Source organism: Pseudomonas fluorescens (assembly GCF_900215245.1).
In the GTDB taxonomy this organism is placed as follows: domain Bacteria; phylum Pseudomonadota; class Gammaproteobacteria; order Pseudomonadales; family Pseudomonadaceae; genus Aquipseudomonas; species Aquipseudomonas fluorescens.
The window spans coordinates 5,883,524-5,901,598 of the sequence record NZ_LT907842.1 but is presented as its reverse complement, the minus strand read 5'-3'; the positions used below and the strand labels follow the sequence as shown (position 1 = coordinate 5,901,598).

The 18,075-nt window shown below is 59.8% G+C and carries 17 protein-coding genes; 4 read left to right on the top strand and 13 right to left on the bottom strand.

All coding sequences use genetic code 11. The features are described 5' to 3' along the window. Positions 1-35: 35 nt before the first annotated feature. The 7 genes from CPH89_RS27180 to CPH89_RS27150 all read right to left on the bottom strand — a co-directional run bounded on the left by CPH89_RS27180 (position 36) and on the right by CPH89_RS27150 (position 6,016). On the bottom strand, positions 36-1,346 hold the full coding sequence (locus CPH89_RS27180) for a fibril amyloid transporter FapF (RefSeq protein WP_053256567.1): 1,311 nt from the start codon (positions 1,344-1,346) through the stop codon (positions 36-38). A 49-nt stretch (positions 1,347-1,395) separates the two neighbouring features. Then, the gene (locus CPH89_RS27175; protein ID WP_053256566.1) at positions 1,396-2,145 is read right to left on the bottom strand and encodes a fibril amyloid subunit FapE; all 750 of its coding nucleotides are present in this window, start codon (positions 2,143-2,145) and stop codon (positions 1,396-1,398) included. Between the two features lie 37 nt (positions 2,146-2,182). After that, positions 2,183-2,860: a fibril amyloid maturation endopeptidase FapD gene (locus CPH89_RS27170; RefSeq protein WP_053256565.1), complete on the bottom strand. Its 678-nt coding sequence runs from the start codon at positions 2,858-2,860 to the stop codon at positions 2,183-2,185. Positions 2,861-2,921: 61 nt separating this feature from the next. Continuing rightward, entirely contained in the window at positions 2,922-3,617 is a 696-nt protein-coding gene (locus tag CPH89_RS27165; protein ID WP_053256564.1) for an amyloid-like fimbrin subunit FapC, read from the bottom strand. A 66-nt stretch (positions 3,618-3,683) separates the two neighbouring features. Then, the gene (locus tag CPH89_RS27160; protein WP_053256563.1) at positions 3,684-4,250 is read right to left on the bottom strand and encodes a fibril amyloid subunit FapB; all 567 of its coding nucleotides are present in this window, start codon (positions 4,248-4,250) and stop codon (positions 3,684-3,686) included. Next, positions 4,247-4,702, bottom strand: a complete 456-nt coding sequence (locus CPH89_RS27155) for a fibril amyloid chaperone protein FapA (protein ID WP_053256562.1) — start codon at positions 4,700-4,702, stop codon at positions 4,247-4,249. Before CPH89_RS27155 ends, CPH89_RS27160 begins: the two co-directional genes overlap by 4 nt. A gap of 318 nt (positions 4,703-5,020) precedes the next feature. Continuing rightward, positions 5,021-6,016, bottom strand: coding sequence for a FecR family protein (locus tag CPH89_RS27150; protein WP_053256561.1), 996 nt, complete (start codon positions 6,014-6,016; stop codon positions 5,021-5,023). A 151-nt stretch (positions 6,017-6,167) separates the two neighbouring features. Between CPH89_RS27150 and CPH89_RS27145 the strand changes: the two genes are divergently transcribed. Continuing rightward, positions 6,168-6,437, top strand: a complete 270-nt coding sequence (locus CPH89_RS27145; protein WP_053256560.1) for a PepSY domain-containing protein — start codon at positions 6,168-6,170, stop codon at positions 6,435-6,437. A gap of 19 nt (positions 6,438-6,456) precedes the next feature. Here CPH89_RS27145 and CPH89_RS27140 read toward each other — a convergent pair whose 3' ends face one another. Next, on the bottom strand, positions 6,457-11,601 hold the full coding sequence (locus CPH89_RS27140) for a dermonecrotic toxin domain-containing protein (protein ID WP_053256559.1): 5,145 nt from the start codon (positions 11,599-11,601) through the stop codon (positions 6,457-6,459). 169 nt (positions 11,602-11,770) lie between these two features. Between CPH89_RS27140 and CPH89_RS27135 the strand changes: the two genes are divergently transcribed. Beyond that, entirely contained in the window at positions 11,771-12,808 is a 1,038-nt protein-coding gene (locus CPH89_RS27135; RefSeq protein WP_053256558.1) for an Ldh family oxidoreductase, read from the top strand. A 38-nt stretch (positions 12,809-12,846) separates the two neighbouring features. Here CPH89_RS27135 and CPH89_RS27130 read toward each other — a convergent pair whose 3' ends face one another. Next, positions 12,847-13,167, bottom strand: coding sequence for an ElaB/YgaM/YqjD family protein (locus CPH89_RS27130; RefSeq protein ID WP_032887039.1), 321 nt, complete (start codon positions 13,165-13,167; stop codon positions 12,847-12,849). Positions 13,168-13,331: 164 nt separating this feature from the next. Here CPH89_RS27130 and CPH89_RS27125 point away from each other — a divergent pair, with 164 nt between their 5' ends. Beyond that, entirely contained in the window at positions 13,332-13,586 is a 255-nt protein-coding gene (locus CPH89_RS27125; RefSeq protein WP_003190904.1) for a hypothetical protein, read from the top strand. On the opposite strand, the gene CPH89_RS27120 is transcribed toward CPH89_RS27125, so the two are convergent. Continuing rightward, positions 13,558-14,478: a LysR family transcriptional regulator gene (locus CPH89_RS27120; protein WP_053256788.1), complete on the bottom strand. Its 921-nt coding sequence runs from the start codon at positions 14,476-14,478 to the stop codon at positions 13,558-13,560. The genes CPH89_RS27125 and CPH89_RS27120 overlap by 29 nt on opposite strands. Before the next feature lie 90 nt (positions 14,479-14,568). Here CPH89_RS27120 and CPH89_RS27115 point away from each other — a divergent pair, with 90 nt between their 5' ends. Continuing rightward, positions 14,569-15,495, top strand: coding sequence for a carbon-nitrogen hydrolase family protein (locus tag CPH89_RS27115; RefSeq protein ID WP_053256557.1), 927 nt, complete (start codon positions 14,569-14,571; stop codon positions 15,493-15,495). Between the two features lie 49 nt (positions 15,496-15,544). Here CPH89_RS27115 and CPH89_RS27110 read toward each other — a convergent pair whose 3' ends face one another. Genes CPH89_RS27110 through CPH89_RS27100 form a run of 3 tightly spaced genes read right to left on the bottom strand, consistent with a single transcriptional unit; the run spans position 15,545 to position 18,003 of the window. Continuing rightward, positions 15,545-16,096: a GNAT family N-acetyltransferase gene (locus CPH89_RS27110; RefSeq protein WP_053256556.1), complete on the bottom strand. Its 552-nt coding sequence runs from the start codon at positions 16,094-16,096 to the stop codon at positions 15,545-15,547. A 5-nt stretch (positions 16,097-16,101) separates the two neighbouring features. Then, entirely contained in the window at positions 16,102-16,563 is a 462-nt protein-coding gene (locus CPH89_RS27105; protein ID WP_053256555.1) for an LEA/WHy family protein, read from the bottom strand. A gap of 12 nt (positions 16,564-16,575) precedes the next feature. Then, positions 16,576-18,003, bottom strand: a complete 1,428-nt coding sequence (locus CPH89_RS27100) for a nucleobase:cation symporter-2 family protein (protein WP_053256554.1) — start codon at positions 18,001-18,003, stop codon at positions 16,576-16,578. Positions 18,004-18,075 lie beyond the last annotated feature (72 nt).

Here is an 18,075-nt window from a genome sequence, read left to right as displayed (position 1 = left end):
GACCCTTATCGTTGCGGGGCTTTTCCTTGCGGGCCTTAAAAGTAGTACGGGAATTTCAAGCTGAACGTAAAGTCCGGCGCATCATCCGTCATGCCGATGGACAGGTTCGGTACGATCGTCAGGTTTTCCGACGCGGCAATGGTCATGCCCACGTTGAAATAACCGGCGTTGGCGTCGCTGGATACCACCGATTGCCAGTCTTGGCCGGTCTGCTTGATCCTGCTCTTACGCTGCACCAGGTCCGACACGGAAAACGACATGCTCATTTTCTCGTTGAGCGCGAAAGCTACCCCTACGCCGAGTTGAAAGCTGTCGCCCAGGCTGATTTTGCCGGGGACTTTCTGATTGACGTTGGGGCTGATATCGCCGAACGACTCCTCGAAGTTATGGGTATACGACAGCGAACCGAACAGCACCGCCGGATCGAAGGTTTTCACCAGGGAGATGCCTGGCGTCACCGACCACACCCCGTTACCCGTCGGCAGGCTTTCCGGCACGGCCAGGTTATTGTTATTGGCTTGCTCGATCAGCTTGATGCCGTAGGGCTCCTGGCCAGTGGGGGCCTTGACGCGCACCGAAACCACAGCGTCCGGCAGGTTGGCAGTCTCATCGAGGAATTTGTAGGCAATCCCGAAGTTCACGTCGCCGATGGTCGGGTCTCGAGTGACGGAGGCTTCCGACATGGCGTTGGCGTCGCCGTTGACACCCCCCGACTGGTACGTCGATTCGCGGTAGACCACCGGTACGTTCAGGTCGAACTGCCAGCGATTGTCCAGGTTGTAGCGCCCGGTCAGGTCCAGCGTCCAACTGTCGGATTTGATCCGGTCCAGGTTGATATTCCCGAGGAAGATCGAGTCCAGTGCCAAAAAGCCGTTGAGCGATAACTGCCGGGCGTCGTAGCGGGCATAGGTGACGCCGGTCTCAAAGCTGAATTTGCCGTTGCCGAAAAAGCCGCTGGCCTCGTTATAGAGGTTGCTGACACTTTGTGCCGGCGCCGAGTCGTCCTTGAGACTTTGCCCGTAGGAACTGCCGCCGCCCGCGCCACCTGACGCCGCCGCAGCGCCCACTCCAGGCGTATGACCTGCCACGGTAGTGCCGCCTTTCTGGAAGTCGGCGGGGGACTTGGCCAAGCGTTTAGGCGCGGGCGTTGCGGGTTGGTCTTCTACTTGCCGTACACGTTGTTCCAGCACCGCCAGTGCTTTTTGCTGCACTTCATAGCGTTGCTTGAGCTCCAGAAGTTGCTGTTTTAAGGTTTCGATGTCGGCGTCCGGCGCGGCGTAGAGCATGGATGCCGGCAATAGCGTACTCAAACAAATCACGGTACGTAACGATAACGATCGATGCATGAAATAAGCCGTCCCTTTCTAATGCGTAAGTGCCGAGGCTCAGCGTAGTTCAATAACCTGAAGGGCGTAGGCCTTTGAGTTGATCGAGGTTAAGGTTCTGGGTGATGTTGTTTAATCCGTTGTTACCCAGCACCACGTTGAGTTGGGTCATATTGTTTACAAAGTTGCTGTTGCCTTGAATGACCGTGCCTTGCAGGACGTTGCCGCTGCCAATTTGCTGCACCACATTGCCCTGGTTGTTATTGGCCTGAAGTGCCATTTGCAGCCCGCCGTTCTTGGCCGATACCGTGACCTGGCCGGCAGCGGTGCCACCGCTGATGGTTTGGCCTGCCATTAGCGCTTGCCCTGATTGCACGTAGTTGGCGGGGGCCAAACCGTTTTGGGTGACGTTGATGTCCACGCCGTTGCTGGCGGTGTTGCCGTCGCCAGCGGCGCGTACGCTTTGCGTCACGCCCTGTCCCGTTCCGAGGCCGGAGCCGCCGATGACCGTGCCGGTGCCTTGAGGTTGCTTGACGATGCCGTTGCCGTCATTGCCGGTGACTTGCACATAAAACTGAGGGGTCACGGTGGACGAATTGACTTGCATATTGGCGGTGCCAGTGACGGTCGCACCGGCGGCATTGGTCCAGGTGCTGCTCATGACGATGCCAAAGCTGATAATCCGGCCCGGCATCACATAGCGTCCGCGCAGCTCGGCCATTTCCGAGTCTTTGAGTTCGATCGGCTTGAACGCCGAGGTCGCATAAGCAGGTGCAGAGGCTGCCAGGCACATCACCGTCAGCCAACGGAAAGTGTTCATCGTGTGCTCCTGGAGCGTCCTGCTCCTTATTGCGCCTCTAAAAGAAGTCGCTCTGGATAAAACCGAAGTCCATCAGTTCACTGTCGCGTACCGGGCTGAACTCGTTCAGTTGGTTCTTGGCGGTCAGTGGGGTGGGCGGGGTGAGCAGGGCGTTGGCCTTGTCATAGCCCTCACCGATGACGGCGAACACGATGCCGTTCCAACCCTTGACGAAATCGTCCTTGGCGTAACGCTTGTTGCCCAGCACGGGGTCGCCGATATAGGCCCAGTCCTTGTCAGCGCGTTGCAACACCACGAAGTGCTTGTAGCCGCGAATGTCCAACAGCACCACAACCGGCACTTTTACGGTGGTCAGTACCTCAGGTGTAATCCGGTAGCCCTTGGCGCGCATGTGGATGCTTTCCAGGTAGCGCTTCATGTCGAGCATGGAGAAACCTTGGGTGCGCACCAGATTCTGGTCAGCGTTGACCAGCATGCCCTTGATGACATGGTCTTCATCCACGTCCATCCAATAGGCTTGGCGCAGGATGGTCGCCAGTGCGGCGGCGCCACAGCTGAAATCGGTTTTCTGTTCCACCAGGTTGGCGAACTTGCGTTCACGGATGCTCTCGACTTTCTTGTAGACCACCGCGCCATTGGGCATGACCACTGCCATTTGCGCTGCCCAGGCAGGGCCGGTGAGTGCTAGCAGTAAAAGAAGGGCTGCGAAGCGCATGATCGTACGACCTGTTGGACGCTGGAATAAAAAGGGCCCTGTTGCCAGGGCCCGATCTGGATCAGAAGCGAGTGATTGCTACGTTGTTCTGACCTTGGTTGCCGCTGCCCGACAGAACGTTGGAGTTCGACACCCCAGAGCTGAAGTTCATCGAGTTGTTCACGCTGGCATTGTTGACCACGGGTTTGGTGCTCCAGCCGTGGCCGCTGCTCAGGTTGAGGGTCAGGTTGCCCGACACGTCCTGCACGCCGGTAACGGCTGCGGAGCCGCTGGAGCCATTGCCGGAGGCAATTGCAACACTGCTGCTGCCTTGGTTGGAGGTGCCTGCTTCGGAGTTCAGTTGAATGATGCCCGAAGCGTGGTTGCCGCTGTCGTTCAGAGAAGCATTGTTTTTAGTACCGCTGTTGAGCACCTTGTTACCGGTGTTCGATTGTGCGGTGCCGGTGCTGGCGAACACGAAGTCTGCGTCGCCGGAAACGATGGCCACATCGTTTTTGCCTTGGTTGTTGTCGCCGCTCAGCACGTTGCCGTTGGCCACGCCACTGATGTTGTTGTAGGAACCATTGGCCGACGCGTTGTTTTTGGTTTTTTCATTGGTGACCACGTTGCCGTGGTTGGATTGACCATCCAGCGTGGTCGCAGACGCGGTGGTAGGCGCTGGCTGTGGATAATGGTTGGGTTGACCCGCTTGAGCAGCAACAGCCATGAGCGCAGCGAGAGCGAAAGCCAGTGGTTTAAGAGCCATTGTAGTTTTCATGGTGTATCTCCTTGCTTCTATTAGTTGGTTAAGTGTTGGTGCGGTCCAGCGATCGACTCAGCTCCATCAGTTGAGTCGTAAGTTCAGGGTGTTAGCCACTCGGTTCCCCACCCCGGCGCTCTGGTTGACCTGTACCACTCCACGGCTGCCGGTGAAGGCCTGGTCGCTGGTAACGACCTGGCGGCTGCCAGTGGTAGGGGTCAACGCTGAGTCGGTTGCAAGCGCAACGGTCTGTTGCGACATGACGCTGTCGTCGATGCTTTGCGGGCCAGCACTCACGCTGATTCGCACGGCATTGATCATCTGGTTCTGGGCCCCGGCGGACTGGTTGACACTCAGTGCACCGTTGCCTTTGCTGAAAGAATTGCCCTGGATCGCGGCGTTGGCGTTCAGGGAGCGGTCGGCTGCTGCGCCGCTGATTTTTTGTGTGACGGAGAGGTTTGCCTGCGCGTTGTGGCCGACTGCGATGGCGAGGTTGTTGCTCAGTTGTTGCTGGTCGCCGGCTGCCTGGTTGGTCGAGACCACACCGTCGTATTGGTTGCCGGAGTGGGTGATGGTTGCGTTGTTGTTGTTGCTGTCGGCCATTGCCGCTGTGCAACTGAGCGCCGCAATAAGCATCCAGGAGTGGTTCATTTCATTGCCCCCCCGACCATGCCGCTGATGTTGTTCAGTGGGGCGAGGCCGCTGGATATCGCCCCATTGACCGTGCCGGAGATTCCGCTACCACTGTTGTGGCCGGCCGCGCTGCCGGCCCCCAGGCCAGTACTGCTGCCGAAGTTGTTCAGGCCAGTGATGTCGCCATTGGGCATGATGCTGCGTGTAATGCTTGAGCCACTGCTGATACCAGCGATGTCGTTGTCGCTGAGTTCATTGCTGGTGGCGTGCAGGATTTGCGCTGATGGGTTGGCATTCACGGTGGTGGGGTAGGGGTCTTTACCGCGTGAGCGGCCGATTGCATAAGGTTGGACCTGACGCTGGACTACGATCACACCATCACCGTCCGCAAAAGCCGGAAGGCTTGCGCTGGCACTCAGTACACAACTGATCAGCAGGAGGCTCAATGAGCTCGGATTATGTGTGTCCACGGCAGTGTTCCTTATTCTTAGCGCTGACCCTAAACAGCGCTGTAAGGGAGAGAGCAGAACGCGTGCCGCTTTTTATTTGTTGTGGGTATTCAGCGGGTTGTAATTAAACCGAGACCCTGGGATGGCTGGGGTGTTTCACCGTTGAGACAGTGCCCGCATGGCCGCCTATGCGCAGCCCCGCCTCAAGGCTGTCTCAGCGATGTAACAGTCGGCATGACAAAACGATGAATCCGCCGGGGGCGGGCGGTTCAGGCGAGGGAGGTGTTTCAAAAATGGACACTATGGGCGCGAACAGACCTGCAGGTGCAGGCGTAAGACTTAGCCTTTGGGGGTTTTGCGCGGGATCGAATTAAGTACGGGGTTGCCGTCCTGGTTCTGCGTCAGATAAACCGGCAAAACCTTGGGCAGGGAAGGGACGAGGTTGTTGACCTCATTGAGGTTGTAGATGCCGCCGATGCGAATCGCTCCGGTACTGGCGTCTGCCAGCATCACCGGTTTGTTCAGGTAGCGGTTGATCAGTGGCAATGCGTCGCTCAACGCCAGGTTGTCGAGCACCAGCTTGCCCTGGCGCCATGCCAGGCTTGCGTCGTTGGGGTGGATGGCGACGACTTGCGGGGCCGCCTCACCGTGGTGATAGCTGGCCTGCATGCCCGGGCTCAGCGCAACGCTGGCGTGGGCCTGGTCGCTGGACACCTGCACCGAGCCTTCAAGCAACATCACCCGTACCTGGTCTTCATACTTCCAGACGTTGAATTGGGTGCCTGTGACCCGCACCTGCCCCTCGCCAGCCCGCACAATAAACGGGTGCCTGCTGTCATGGGCAACGTTGAAAAAAGCCTCGCCCTTTTTCAAGGTGACCCGGCGTTGGTCCTTGTAGTTGCTGAACACCAGCTCGGTGCCCAGGTTCAACTCGACCTGGCTGCCATCGCCGAGCGTCACCTTGCGTTGCTCATGGCTGGCTTCGACACGTTCATAGGCATTGGGCACCCAACCCGCTTCCCAACCGGTGAAGGCGGCAAGCGGCAAAGCGCCGAGGCAGACCGCGGCAGCCACCGCGTAAGTGCGCAAGCGACGACGCGGCGTGGGCGGCAGCACAACCGGCGCCGGTTCATGGCGCGGCAAGTGATCGGCGACATCCCAGATTTCCAGCATGGCCGCGTATTCAAAGGCGTGCAGTGGATGAGCATCGTGCCATTGCACAAAAGCCTGACGCTCGGCCGCCGTGCAATCACTGGCATGCAGTCGCATGCACCAATGCGCGGCGGCGTCGGTGATGGCGTCATATTCGGCTTCTGAAAGGGGCTTGTCGCTCATGGGCTCATCCTGATTTCGCCCATTCTAACCTCTGGAGGCAGACGGCGAGAACCGCAGTCATGGCGATTGCACATCAATTGGAACTTATTCTCGTTTGTAACCCTCAGAAAATACAGGACACGAGTCCGTCATCCCCCAATGGAGAACGAACATGCTCAAGAAAACCGTAGTCGCCCTGTGTGCAACCACCGCCCTGTTGAGTGCCGGCGCGGCCCTTGCCGATAAGCCGGGGGCCGGCTGGATTCCGATCGAAAAGGCCATTGAGACTGCCAAGACCAAAGCCGCGTATGTCGAGGTCTATAGCGCCGAAGCCGATGACAATGGCTACTGGGAAGTCAAAGGGCGCAAATCCGATGGCAGCGTCTACGAAGCACGTATCGACGGTGTGTCCGGTAACATCCTGCGTGACCAGAAAGACTGACGTCACCTGGGGGGGCCGCTCAGGCCCCCGGCTCCAAAACACGGCCCAGCTGCGTTATCAGGTAGGTGACTGAGTCGGCGTTAGCCAAGATGGTGTCAATGCGTTTGTCGGGGTTGCTCATGAACACCTGCCGAGCGTCGTCGAGGTTATTCGCACCCGTGGTGCTAAGCACTTTACGTTTGACGTGATGGGTGTCGGTGTCATGCCCGTAGTCTTCCCACGATGCGGTCAAATCATCCCAGGTCTTGAACAGCATGGTTGCCGGCGTCAACGTCGACAATGCAGTCCTGCGTATGTCCTCCAGGTCGGTTTTCAGCGCTTGAGCACCAGGCCTGCGTGTATTCAACAGATCAGGGAACGGTCGCATGCTGTCAAGGTAGGCAATGTCGGCAGTCTTGGTCTTCAAATGTGTCAACTCGTGTATCAGGATACTGGCTCTGGCGTGGGCGGAGATATCGAAGGGCGCGTTCAGGCGATTCTGGTAAGCATCCAGATCCGGATCAAAGAAACGATCGAGCAGATACAGCTTATGTTCTCTGTCTCCGTCGAGCACAAAGGCGTAGGTGGCGGCCGGATTCAAGCGGCTGGTGCCGCTGACAAACCGTCTGGAATCGGGGCCCGTCAAGCTGGGGTCGCTTAACTCATCCAGTATCCCGTCAACTATCCTCTCGATCCTTTGTACTTGATCAGGGGTCAGGCTGATGACACCGAACATCTCACCGAAAAAAAGGCCGACCTGGCTATCAGGGTCGAGGGAATTTGAAAACTGAGCGATGTTGCGCTTGCAAGTGACGGCGTAGTAAGTCGCCACGTTCAGCGCCTCATTGATGACTTGGGCCTTCCAACTGGAGAGCGCAGCAATGTCGCGGATACCCGTCGCTTGGATATTGATCGCCTCCCGTTCGCTGGCGCGTGCTCTCATGCGCGACAGGGTTTTGCCGAAGCGTGGGTTGTGACGACTCAGATCTAATACCCATTCGCCGCGTGAGTTGAGCCCTACATAGGGCCCCGACAGATCGTCGTTGGCCAGGCGCCAGCGTTGGGCGGTTTTCTTGACTGAATACACTTTGCCGTCCAGCGGGACGTAATTCTTCAAGGTTTTCTGGTCTTTATAAACATCGGTGACGGTGCTTTTTTCAAGGTCTTTCAAGGCTACATCGTGGCCCTCGAAAGGCTGCATCCGCGTACGTGAGGCAGCGGTGATATCCAGGCTGGCGAGTGTGGTGGCGGCGGGTAACGTTTCACTCGACAGTTCGGCCTCTGGCACCTCTTGTGCCGTCGGCGGCGGGCGCTCGGAGCCCTCAAGTTCACTGCGCAGGCCGGCCATTTCAGCCACCCCGCAAATAAAATCTTTCATGGCCGCCTTCCAATGGTGCAGCTGCAGCGCTTCGGCGGAGCGCTTGAACAGCGTGTAGCTACGCCAAACCACCAGCGGATAGGCGAGCTTTCCCGCCATGAACTGCACGGCGGTGCCAATGTCCTTGCGCAGCAGGCTGATGACGCTGTCCCATAGCGGCTTGGCGCCTTTCTCGAATTGGCAGGCAACCGCCTTGAGCAGGAACTGCTTGGTTTCATCGAACAGGTAATGCAGGGCGTTGCCTGCGACGGCAGACAAGCCGAGACGGATCTCAAATGGGCGATGATGGTTGTTTTGCAGCAGGTTGCGATAAGTTGCCTGATGTGGTGCTTCCACGTGTGTGAGGACCCAGTCCTGAAGCGCTCCCGGTCTTGCTAATTCATCCAGCAGCGATTGCTCGTTCGAGTATTCCTTGAGTGCATGGTTTTCGTAGAAGGGCGCGTACAGCACCACCGTGCCAGACGCGCCTGCGTCCGAGCTTATCAGGTACATTCCGAGCACGTTGACAGTGCTGGCACCCTCGGTCGCCATCAGCCCCAAAGGGCTGATCATGGCTGACGCACCCGCGAGCGATGCGCGTGCCAGAGCGTCAGGCATGTCGAATACCTGTTGGACCAGGCTCAGTGCCTGCGCAGAAAGACGCTCGCGCAGTTTTTGCTCGTGGGCGTATTGCAAGGTTTGCCACGGCAGTTGCCGGCAGAACCGGCGCCTGCGTGTGCGGCCCTCATCAGTTTGGGTGTTCAAGTGGTCTTGCAACCGCGTCTGGTAAGCGGTTTTCAGGTCCAGCTGCCGGACCATTTGCACCACGGTACTTGCATCCAGTGAGCTCGGCAGGGACGTGGCGGTGCGTGAGCGTGGGCGGATGCTTGCGGCCTCCAGGTCTGGCCAGTGCCGCAAGGCAAAGTCGGTCAGGGTGAAATCATGGATGCCAAGCGCCTGGTGAACAGGAATCAGAATGTCATCGGGGTTGAGGGCCTGGCCGGGAAAGCGTGCCAGCAGTAACGCCTGAAGCGTTGTGAACGCGTGTTCGCGCACGGGCGTGATGCCATGCAGATAGTCTTCCTCATCCGGCGCACTGTCGTGGTATTGCTGGAGCAGCTCCGCCTGATGGCGTTGGTCCTCGGGCGGGGCCATGCCCAACCAGACCGGCAGCGCCTGCTGGTTAATCACGGCGCGGGCGATCGCGCTGGCCCTTGCAAGGTTGGTCGGCGCGGCATGTTCTATGACGGTATCCAGGCGGTCCTGCAAGGCCCGGGCGGGCAACTTCATGGCGAGCAGCTGATCGACGCCGTCCATGACATAGTCGCTGTGGGTTTGCAGGCGATTATTCAGCACATTTTCGTCAATGCGTTGCAGTGCGCCCCATCGATAAACCTGATGAGGAATGCGCACGGAGGGTGGCAGGTTTTCCAGCAGGCTCAAGCGCTTGATCGGATGTTCCAGGCGTCGCGTTATGGCTTCGCGCAAGGCGTTAACCGAGGCAAAGGCCTCATGTCCGCGCCGGGGCGTCCAGAGCAGCGCCCTGCCGGAGCGCTGTGGGTCTAGACCGCCGCGCTCAGTCAGTACAAACAGGTTCGCGAGGGGCTGGAGTGTCGCCGACGTGCCGATGCCAAGCGCCAAGGCGTAGGCATCCGGGATAAAACCGTGAATGCCATGCCGGGTCAGGCGTGTAAGGCTTTCAGGCGTGAGCACGGTGTCCAGCACGGCGTGATCCAGGGCACTCAGGGTTTTACCCAGCAACCTCAGTTCGGCCTCACTGCGCAGCCCGTGCAGCATCGAGTGAGCCTGTTTGTCGCGGGTATTACGGTAAAACAGGCGCGGGAGTTCTCGCATTGAGTGGCTGGAAAACACCTTGAGTACTTTATCCATAATCGAATTGAAGGTTTTCAGCGTCATGCTGTGCAGTTGATTGGCACTGCCCTGGTCACGCTTGCCGTAAAACCAGGTTCTGGACGAAGTCGCGAGAGGTCCGGTGTCAAGGCTCAGGCGCTCGATAAAGTGTTCAACCATGCTCAGGGAAGACACGGGCAGGCGGTCTTCACGCTCTTGGGCGCGAGTGGCGTAGGTGTTTATAAAGACCGCCTCTGCGCTGAGGTCCTGTTGCTGTAAGAGCAGTTCCGCGTTCAAGGCGTGGGTGACCATGCTGCGTAATGTCGGGTGCTTTTTGCGCTCCATGGCCAGGGCATCCGCGGTAACCCTCAGGCGTTGCAGTTGCAGTTTGGCGCGCTCTGCCTGCACCGTCGAAGGGCGGTCATTGCCGCTGGTGACAGGGTGGAGGGTCCAGCGACCATCGGCATCCAAGGCTGCCAATCGATCGTCGAGCATGGCGCGTATATCCAGTGCGCTATCGAGCAGGGCCGCCAGGTCGACCTGCCCATCACTGAGCCGGAACAGCCCCAGGGCGTGGTTCATATTGCTGATTTGCTTGAGCGCAATGTCGTCGATCAGGTCGGAAAAAACGTCGCCCGTTACGGGGCGCGAAGCAATGTTTACCTGGTCCAGGCCAATAAACGTGTTGCGCTCATCCAGGGACAGGAAGTTGAGTAGCTCGTCCTCATGCCCAGCGGCCTTGAGCATGCTCAATAACGTATCTTTCAAGTCATCCAGGTCTTCGAGCACCTGCAGCCCGCGAGATTGCGTGTAGAGGTAGGCGCGGCTTTCGCTGATCATCAGTGTGCTGGCCAGCTCTAGGTAGTGCTGGTAGGGCGCGTAGATGCGCACTTTTTCCACACTCAGGGTCGCCGAGTAGGCGCCGCGAGCGCTCTGGTCGCTAAGGAATAATGCCTGGAGCCGATGGCTTTCGTCGGCGCTGATAACCTTTTGCTGGCGCTTGAGCAGTACCTCGATGCGAAACTTCTCTGCCATGACGTGCGCGAAAAGATCCCGGCGTGAAGTCCCGTTGTCGATGTCCTCGTTCCAGTAAGTTTGCAGCAGGCTCTCCAGCAGTTTGGATAGGATGCTGGAGGCCTGTTCGGTCAGCGTTTCCCAGTGCTGATGATCTTGCTCCAACTGGGCCAGGGTGAAGGCGGTGGTGACATGTTTGGGGTTAACGAACTCGCGGGTTTGCGCCTTGGGCCAGGCGTGTCGCACATAGAACTGTAAGAGCGCTTCGCTTAATGGCACGGAGCCGACCCAGCGTCGATCAGTGTTCGGCGGGGTGTTGATAAAGCAGTTCACCTGCGTATCGCGTTGATCCAGGCCTGGAAAAAAAGCCCGCGCCATGATCCCGAGCACTGTGTCGAGCATGCTCGCCAGGGTGGGCGTTTTTTGCAGGTGCTCAAACATGGTGTGTACGTTGGCTTGCTGACACGCCTGCAGGAGCCGCTCCTGGTCTTCCATCACGGCGCCTTCGATGATCTCGGTGGTCAAGGTCATGGCCGTGCCAACGGGCAGTGCGTTGCGCTGGGCAATCGAGACGAACTTCAGCAAGTCCACGCGCTGCAGCGGGTCGGCCAACGCCGCGCTGACGTCGGCGAGCAGCGAGGCATGGCTGTCAGCGACCTGAATGCCGCCATAGGGCGTGTAGAGCAGAGCCTTGGCACCGTCCGGGCTCGGACTCATCAGGAAAGCGCCGGCGATGGGAACCGGGGGTTGCCCCGAGACGTGGATCAGCAACCTTTCGACACGCATGGGATGGCTTTGCAGGCGGGTATCCTGTCGGGCCGTATCATTGGCGTAGTACAGCGTATGCAGCCAATCAAGGTCCTTGACGGTGAGCCCCAGCGCACGCTCCCGCTCGCTGGGTGTTTTGCGGCTAAGGGGCAGCAGGAACTCGTCAAAGAAATACGCTGGGGTAACGCGCACCATGGTCTGTCTCCTTTGTGGACGGGAGATCACAGGGTAAGTACGCGTCAGCGCCGAGCGGGGGTACATAATCAGCCCCGCACAAGTTGACAGCAGGCGGCGTGCGTGGTGTTTAATCAACCGCCTGAATGTTCATTCGTTGCCCCTTCCAATCATAAAAACGGAGCTTCAAATGTCTGCGCAGTCTCCGACAGTTGCCACGGCATCCACCTCAATCGGCTTCTCTGAGCTGGTGGCATTGCTACAACGGATTTTTATCAGGCATGGCACATCCCCGCAGGTGGCTGCCATCCTGGCGCACAACTGCGCCAGTGCTGAACGTGACGGTGCCCACAGTCATGGCATTTTCCGCATCCCTGGGTACCTGAGCACGCTGGCCAGCGGCTGGGTTGACGGCCAAGCCGTGCCGGTGGTCACGGACGTCGCGTCCGGTTGCGTGCGGGTCGACGCCTGCAACGGCTTCGCCCAACCGGCGCTGGCAGCGGCCCGTTCACAGCTGGTAGCCAAGGCCCGCAGCGCCGGCATCGCATTGCTGGCTATTCACAACTCCCATCATTTCGCCGCGTTGTGGCCGGATGTCGAACCCTTCGCCGAAGAAGGGCTGGTGGCGCTGAGCGTGGTCAATAGCATGACCTGCGTGGTGCCCCATGGCGCCGATCGGCCGCTGTTCGGCACCAACCCGATTGCGTTTGCCGCACCCCGGGCGGACGGCGCGCCTATCGTGTTTGACCTCGCCACCAGTGCCATCGCCCACGGTGACGTGCAGATTGCCGCACGCAAGGGCGAGCGCCTTGCGCCGGGTATGGGCGTCGACAGCCTGGGCCAGCCGACCCAGGACCCCAAGGCCATTCTCGAGGGCGGAGCGTTGTTGCCGTTTGGCGGCCATAAAGGTTCGGCGCTGTCGATGATGGTCGAGTTGTTGGCGGCGGCACTCACCGGGGGCAACTTCTCGTTTGAATTCAATTGGTCGGATCACCCGGGCGCGCGCACGCCCTGGACCGGACAGTTACTGATCCTGATCGACCCGAGCAAAACCGCCGGGCAACACTTCGCCGAGCGCAGCCAGGAGCTGGTGCGGCAGATGCATGCGGCGGGATTACGGCGGTTACCAGGGGATCGACGTCATCGCACACGGGCGAAGTCGCAGGAAACAGGTATTGAGCTTGACGCGAAGGACCTTCGGCAGTTGCAGGCATTAGCCGAGGGTTAAAAAAGGGGGCCGCTGCCTCAGGCAGCAGCCCCCGTCACTCAGTTGCGGCGACCGAGCAGCAGGCCGACCACCAGGCCAAAGCCTGCGGAAATCGCCACGGTCTGCCATGGATGGCCGCCGATGTAGGTTTCGGTGGCATCGACCACAGGCTTGCTGCGCTCGCGCACGTTGGACACCGAGTCCAGCGCTTGCTTGAGCTTGATGGCAACCTGCTCGCGCAAGGTTTCGCCTTCTTCGCCCACCAGGGCGGCGCTGCTCTTGAGCAGTTTGTCCGATTCTTCGATCAGCGCCGTCAGTTCACTGAAGGCTTGATCCTTGATTTGGTCTTCGACAGCTTGGGCGGCAGTTTTGCGGGCCATTGTGTGACTCCTTGCAGGTGAATGTGACAGTGAACAATGGAGTGTCGGGTGGCGGCAAAAGTTGCAGTTTTTTTGCCGGTAGCGTGGTCCCGAGCAAAATCCGAATCTGGAAGTTTCGACCTACCGTGTAAGATGTCACCTATTTGTGCAGCAGGTAATTCAACATGAGCTTCAATCTGGCCAACAAAACCCTCGCCGAACGCGCCGAGCTGGAAGATGAAAAGTCCCGCCTCTACGACCTGTGGCAAACCAACCTGGGCAAGGCCAAAGGCGAAGCGGCACGCTTGTTCGGCGAGCGCGCCAAGCGCAAGGGCAAGTGGGCTGAGTGGGTGCGTGCGGAACTCGACGGCATGTCGCCGCCGGAGTTTTCCAACATGGTACGCAGCGAAGTCAACAAGCTGATGGCTGCGGCCAAGTAAAGCACGCCACAATCGCCTCACGGACTTTAAGCAGCACCGGATCAAGCTGGGACTGGGTGCGCCAGCCCAGTTCCACCGGGTAGCGCGGCAATGCCAGCGGGCAGGGCAGCACGCGCAAACCGGTCATCTGCGCAATGGCCTCGGCGGCATGCCCGGGAATCGTCGCCAGCGCCTGGCTGCCCTTGAGCAAGTACGGCAGCGCGGCAAAATGGCTGGTGGATGCGCACACTTGGCGGCTCAGCCCTTGCGCCGCCAAACCTTCGTCGGTAATCCCGATAAACCCGCCCGACGACACCAGCACATGCTCGCGCGTGACGAATTCTTCCAAGGTGATGCCGTGCTGGCCTGGCGTCAGGCTTTGCGGGTCTATCAGGCAGCGGTAATCCCCGTCTCCCAGCACGTGCCGGCTCAGCCGGCGCTCGGCAAAGCCGCCAGCGGTAATCGCCAGGTCCAGGGTGCGGTCGAGCAGGGCGGCGGCGACGATTTGGCTATGGGTCTGGCGGAAAATCACCCGCAGTTTCGGCGCGCGTTGCGCTATTTCCGCCATCAGCCGACGGCCATGGGCGATCTCGAAATCATCGGACAAACCCAGCACCACCGACCGGCCCTGGTAGTTGGGATGGGTCGGATGGGTCATCGCCAGGCTCTGCCGACAGCGGTCCAGGGCCTCGCTGATGACCGGCTTCAGCTGATTGGCCCGCAAGGTTGGCGCCAAGCCCCGGCCGGTGCGCACGAACAGCTGATCGCCATACATTTCGCGTAGGCGCCGCAACCCCGCACTGATCGCCGACTGGGTAACACCCAGGCGCAATGCCGCGCGGCTGGCGCTCGACTCGTCGTGCAGGGCTTCGAAGGTTTTCAGCAGGTTCAGGTCAACCTGGGCGATATTCATCTGGTTCATATCATTCAGCACTGAAGTAGGCTTTATTCATGATCCAGGCTGGCCGGAGAATGGGCAACCCCCTTATTCGGAGAGTTCGTCATGCCTGTTTCTACCGTGGCTGCTTTGCAAATTGGCGCCCTGCCGGGTGGCAAGGCGCAAACCCTGGCGCAAATCCTGACCTATGAGCAAGAAATCCTGCGCAGTGGCGCGCAATTGGTGGTGATGCCCGAGGCCTTGCTCGGCGGCTACCCCAAGGGCGAAAGCTTCGGCACGCAGTTGGGTTACCGCCTGCCGGAAGGCCGCGAAGCGTTTGCGCGGTATTTTGCCAATGCCATCGACGTGCCGGGCATCGAAACCGAAGCACTGGCCGGGTTGTCGGCCCGTACCGGCGCGAGCCTGGTACTCGGTGTGATTGAGCGCAGTGGCAGCACGCTGTATTGCACACTGTTGTATTTCGAGCCGTCGGGCGGTTTGGTCGCCAAGCACCGCAAGCTGATGCCCACCGGCACCGAACGGCTGATCTGGGGCAAGGGCGATGGCTCGACCTTGCCGGTGATCGATGCAGCGGTAGGCCGCATTGGCGGCGCAGTCTGCTGGGAAAACATGATGCCGTTGCTGCGCACGGCGATGTACGCCAAGGGCGTGGAGGTGTGGTGCGCGCCTACGGTGGATGAGCGCGAGATGTGGCAAGTGAGCATGCGCCATATTGCCCACGAAGGCCGCTGCTTTGTGGTGAGTGCCTGCCAAGTGCAGGCTTCGCCCGAGGCGTTGGGGGTGGAGGTTGCCAACTGGCCGTCAGACCGCGCCTTGATCGCGGGCGGCAGCGTGATCATCGGGCCGATGGGCGACATCCTGGCCGGGCCGTTGCTGGGCGGGGCGGGGTTATTGACCGCGCAGATCAACACCGATGACCTGGTGCGCGCACGGTACGACTATGACGTGGTGGGGCATTATGCGCGGCCGGACATATTTGAGCTGGTAGTGGATGAGCGTGCCAAACCGGGCGTGCGCTTCATCACCGACTAAAACCCGTCGAGCACGCTGGGCGCAGGCAAGCCCGCGCCCAGCGTAAATTTCAGCGTGCGCGCGCGTGGGCTTCAAGCCATTCCTCGCGGGTCATCTCCCATAACTCGCGTGGCAAAGTCCCTTCTACAAACGCCCCGTAATCCGTGCGGATCAAGCGCATGCCGGTGCGCTCGGAAATCCGCCGTGACCCTCGGTTAGGCCCAGCCTTGGGCACGCGCAGCAGCGGGCGTTTGAGGGTATCGAACCAGTATTCGGTCACCGCCGCACTGGCTTCGCTCATCAAGCCCAGGCCGTGCCATTGCGGGCCGAGCCAAAAGCCACGGTTGTTGTCGTGTTCGTCCATCAGGCTGATAGTACCGATCAGTTGCTCAGGCGCGCTGTTGAGGCGGATCGACCAGTGCCACTCCTTGCCACGGGCCATGGCGGGCAGGGCGTGCTGTTGCAGATAAGTACGCGCGCCGTCGGCCGGGTAGGGCCAGGGCACCAAGGCATTGAGGTAGCGCACCACGGCCCAATGCGGGAATTGCTGCTGGATACCGTCGGCGTCGTCCAGGGTGAGTGGGCGCAGGATCAGCCGTTCAGTGAGCAATGTCGGTTGCATGGCCTTTACCAGGTCGCCGTGTTTGGCAGGTCCAACGTGCCGCGCTCCACAAAGCGCAGGGTGCCGAACAGCCCACCGGCCAGTTTGCCACGCAGTACGTACGGCAAGTTGTTCAAGCTCTGGGTCTGGCTCAGCCCCAGCGTTTGGCGTAATACCGAAAATGCGGAAACGCTGACTGGCACCATCAGCACCGCTTCGGAAAAGCGTGCAATGGAACCGGATTGATCACTCACCCCCGACGCCAGCGGCCGACCATTGACGTCCAGGTCCAAGGCTACGCCGCTGTAGTCGATTGCCGTTTCATTGGGGTTCTGCACCCGTAGCTTCACGGCGAAGCGTACTTCCAGGTCCTGGCTTTGCAGCGGCTCGATGCCGACCACCGTAATGTTGAGCGGGTCGCGGTTTGGGAACAGCGCGCAGGCGCTCAAGGTAAGCAGCAGTAGCGATAGAACCATGAGCTTGCGCATTAACAGATGCTCCTATTTCGTGACGTCCGGATCCTGCATGACCTTGAGGGTAGAGGACTCCGGATCAAATTCATCTTCTTCCAGCTCTAAGAACTCTTCCGGCAGGAAAATGTTCAGCACGATTGCACAGAACGCCCCCACGGTGATCGGCGATTCGAAGATGTTGTGCAGCGCCTTGGGCAAGTCGCGCAATACCTCCGGCACGGCGGCGACCCCCAGGCCCATGCCCAGGGAAATCGCCACGATCAGCACATTGCGCCGATGCAGCCCGGCTTCGGCAAGAATCTTGATCCCGGCCACGGCAACGGTGCCGAACATGATCAGGGTGGCGCCGCCGAGTACCGGTTTGGGCATCAGTTGCAGCACGGCGCCGATCATCGGGAACAGCCCCAGCAGCACCAGCAGGCCGGCGATAAAGTACGCCACGTAGCGACTGGCCACGCCGGTCAGCTGAATCACGCCATTGTTTTGCGCGAAGGTCACCATCGGCAGGCTGTTGAACGTCGCGGCCATCGCCGAGTTGAGGCCGTCGGCCAGCAGGCCCGACTTGATTCGCTTGATGTAGAGCGGGCCTTTGACCGGTTGCTGGGAAATCATCGAGTTGGCCGTCAAGTCACCGGCGGCTTCCAATGGCGAAATCAGAAAAATCACCGCCACCGGTATAAACGCCACCCAGTCGAACGAGAACCCGTACTTGAACGGCACCGGCACGCTGATTAACGGCACCTGCGGCAGCGCCGCCATATCGACACGTCCCATCCACCAGGCCACCACGAAGCCCAGGGTCAGGCCGATCACGATCGAACCCAGGCGCAGGAACGGGTTACTGAAGCGGTTGAGCACCACGATGGTCAGCAGCACCAGCGCCGCCAGCCCCATATTGCTTGCCGCGCCCAGATCGCTGGAACCGAAGCCCCCCGCCATGTCGGTGACCGCCACCTTGATCAACGACAAACCCATCAAGGTGATGATGGTGCCCGTCACTACCGGGGTGATCAGTTTGCGCAGCTTGCCGATGAACTGGCTGAGCACCACTTCGATAAAGGCTGCGAAAAAGCAGATGCCAAAGATCGTCGAGAGGATTTCATCAGTACCGCCGCCTCGGGCCTTGACCATGAACCCGGCACTCAAAATAACGCTGATAAACGAAAAACTGGTGCCCTGCAGGCACAGCAGGCCGGAACCGATCGGCCCGAACGTGCGCGCTTGCACAAACGTCCCGAGCCCGGACACGAACAGCGCCATGCTCACCAGGTACGGCACCTCGCTTTCCAGCCCCAGCACGCCGCCGACGATCAACGTGGGGGTGATGATGCCGACGAAACTCGCGAGCACATGTTGCAGCGCAGCAAAAATCGCTGCGGTGAAGTGCGGGCGGTCTTCCAGGCCGTAGATCAGGTCGGATTTATAGCGGGGGCGGGGCGCTTGAGCGTCAGACAAAATGCGGGCTCGGGTCAGAAAAGGGACGCGAAGGATGCCAGAAAGTGTTGGCTGTCAGAAGTGTGAAAAAAT

Excerpts from the sequence above, each read along its gene's own strand:
- CPH89_RS27180 (WP_053256567.1), bottom strand. The coding sequence starts at position 1,346 with ATGCATCGATCGTTATCGTTACGTACCGTGATTTGTTTGAGTACGCTA.
- CPH89_RS27135 (WP_053256558.1), top strand. The coding sequence starts at position 11,771 with ATGTCTGCGCAGTCTCCGACAGTTGCCACGGCATCCACCTCAATCGGC.
- CPH89_RS27140 (WP_053256559.1), bottom strand. The coding sequence starts at position 11,601 with ATGGTGCGCGTTACCCCAGCGTATTTCTTTGACGAGTTCCTGCTGCCC.
- CPH89_RS27165 (WP_053256564.1), bottom strand. The coding sequence starts at position 3,617 with ATGAAAACTACAATGGCTCTTAAACCACTGGCTTTCGCTCTCGCTGCG.
- CPH89_RS27125 (WP_003190904.1), top strand. The coding sequence starts at position 13,332 with ATGAGCTTCAATCTGGCCAACAAAACCCTCGCCGAACGCGCCGAGCTG.
- CPH89_RS27110 (WP_053256556.1), bottom strand. The coding sequence starts at position 16,096 with ATGCAACCGACATTGCTCACTGAACGGCTGATCCTGCGCCCACTCACC.
- CPH89_RS27120 (WP_053256788.1), bottom strand. The coding sequence starts at position 14,478 with ATGAATATCGCCCAGGTTGACCTGAACCTGCTGAAAACCTTCGAAGCC.
- CPH89_RS27175 (WP_053256566.1), bottom strand. The coding sequence starts at position 2,145 with ATGAACACTTTCCGTTGGCTGACGGTGATGTGCCTGGCAGCCTCTGCA.
- CPH89_RS27160 (WP_053256563.1), bottom strand. The coding sequence starts at position 4,250 with ATGAACCACTCCTGGATGCTTATTGCGGCGCTCAGTTGCACAGCGGCA.
- CPH89_RS27130 (WP_032887039.1), bottom strand. The coding sequence starts at position 13,167 with ATGGCCCGCAAAACTGCCGCCCAAGCTGTCGAAGACCAAATCAAGGAT.
- CPH89_RS27145 (WP_053256560.1), top strand. The coding sequence starts at position 6,168 with ATGCTCAAGAAAACCGTAGTCGCCCTGTGTGCAACCACCGCCCTGTTG.
- CPH89_RS27105 (WP_053256555.1), bottom strand. The coding sequence starts at position 16,563 with ATGCGCAAGCTCATGGTTCTATCGCTACTGCTGCTTACCTTGAGCGCC.
- CPH89_RS27115 (WP_053256557.1), top strand. The coding sequence starts at position 14,569 with ATGCCTGTTTCTACCGTGGCTGCTTTGCAAATTGGCGCCCTGCCGGGT.
- CPH89_RS27170 (WP_053256565.1), bottom strand. The coding sequence starts at position 2,860 with ATGCGCTTCGCAGCCCTTCTTTTACTGCTAGCACTCACCGGCCCTGCC.
- CPH89_RS27150 (WP_053256561.1), bottom strand. The coding sequence starts at position 6,016 with ATGAGCGACAAGCCCCTTTCAGAAGCCGAATATGACGCCATCACCGAC.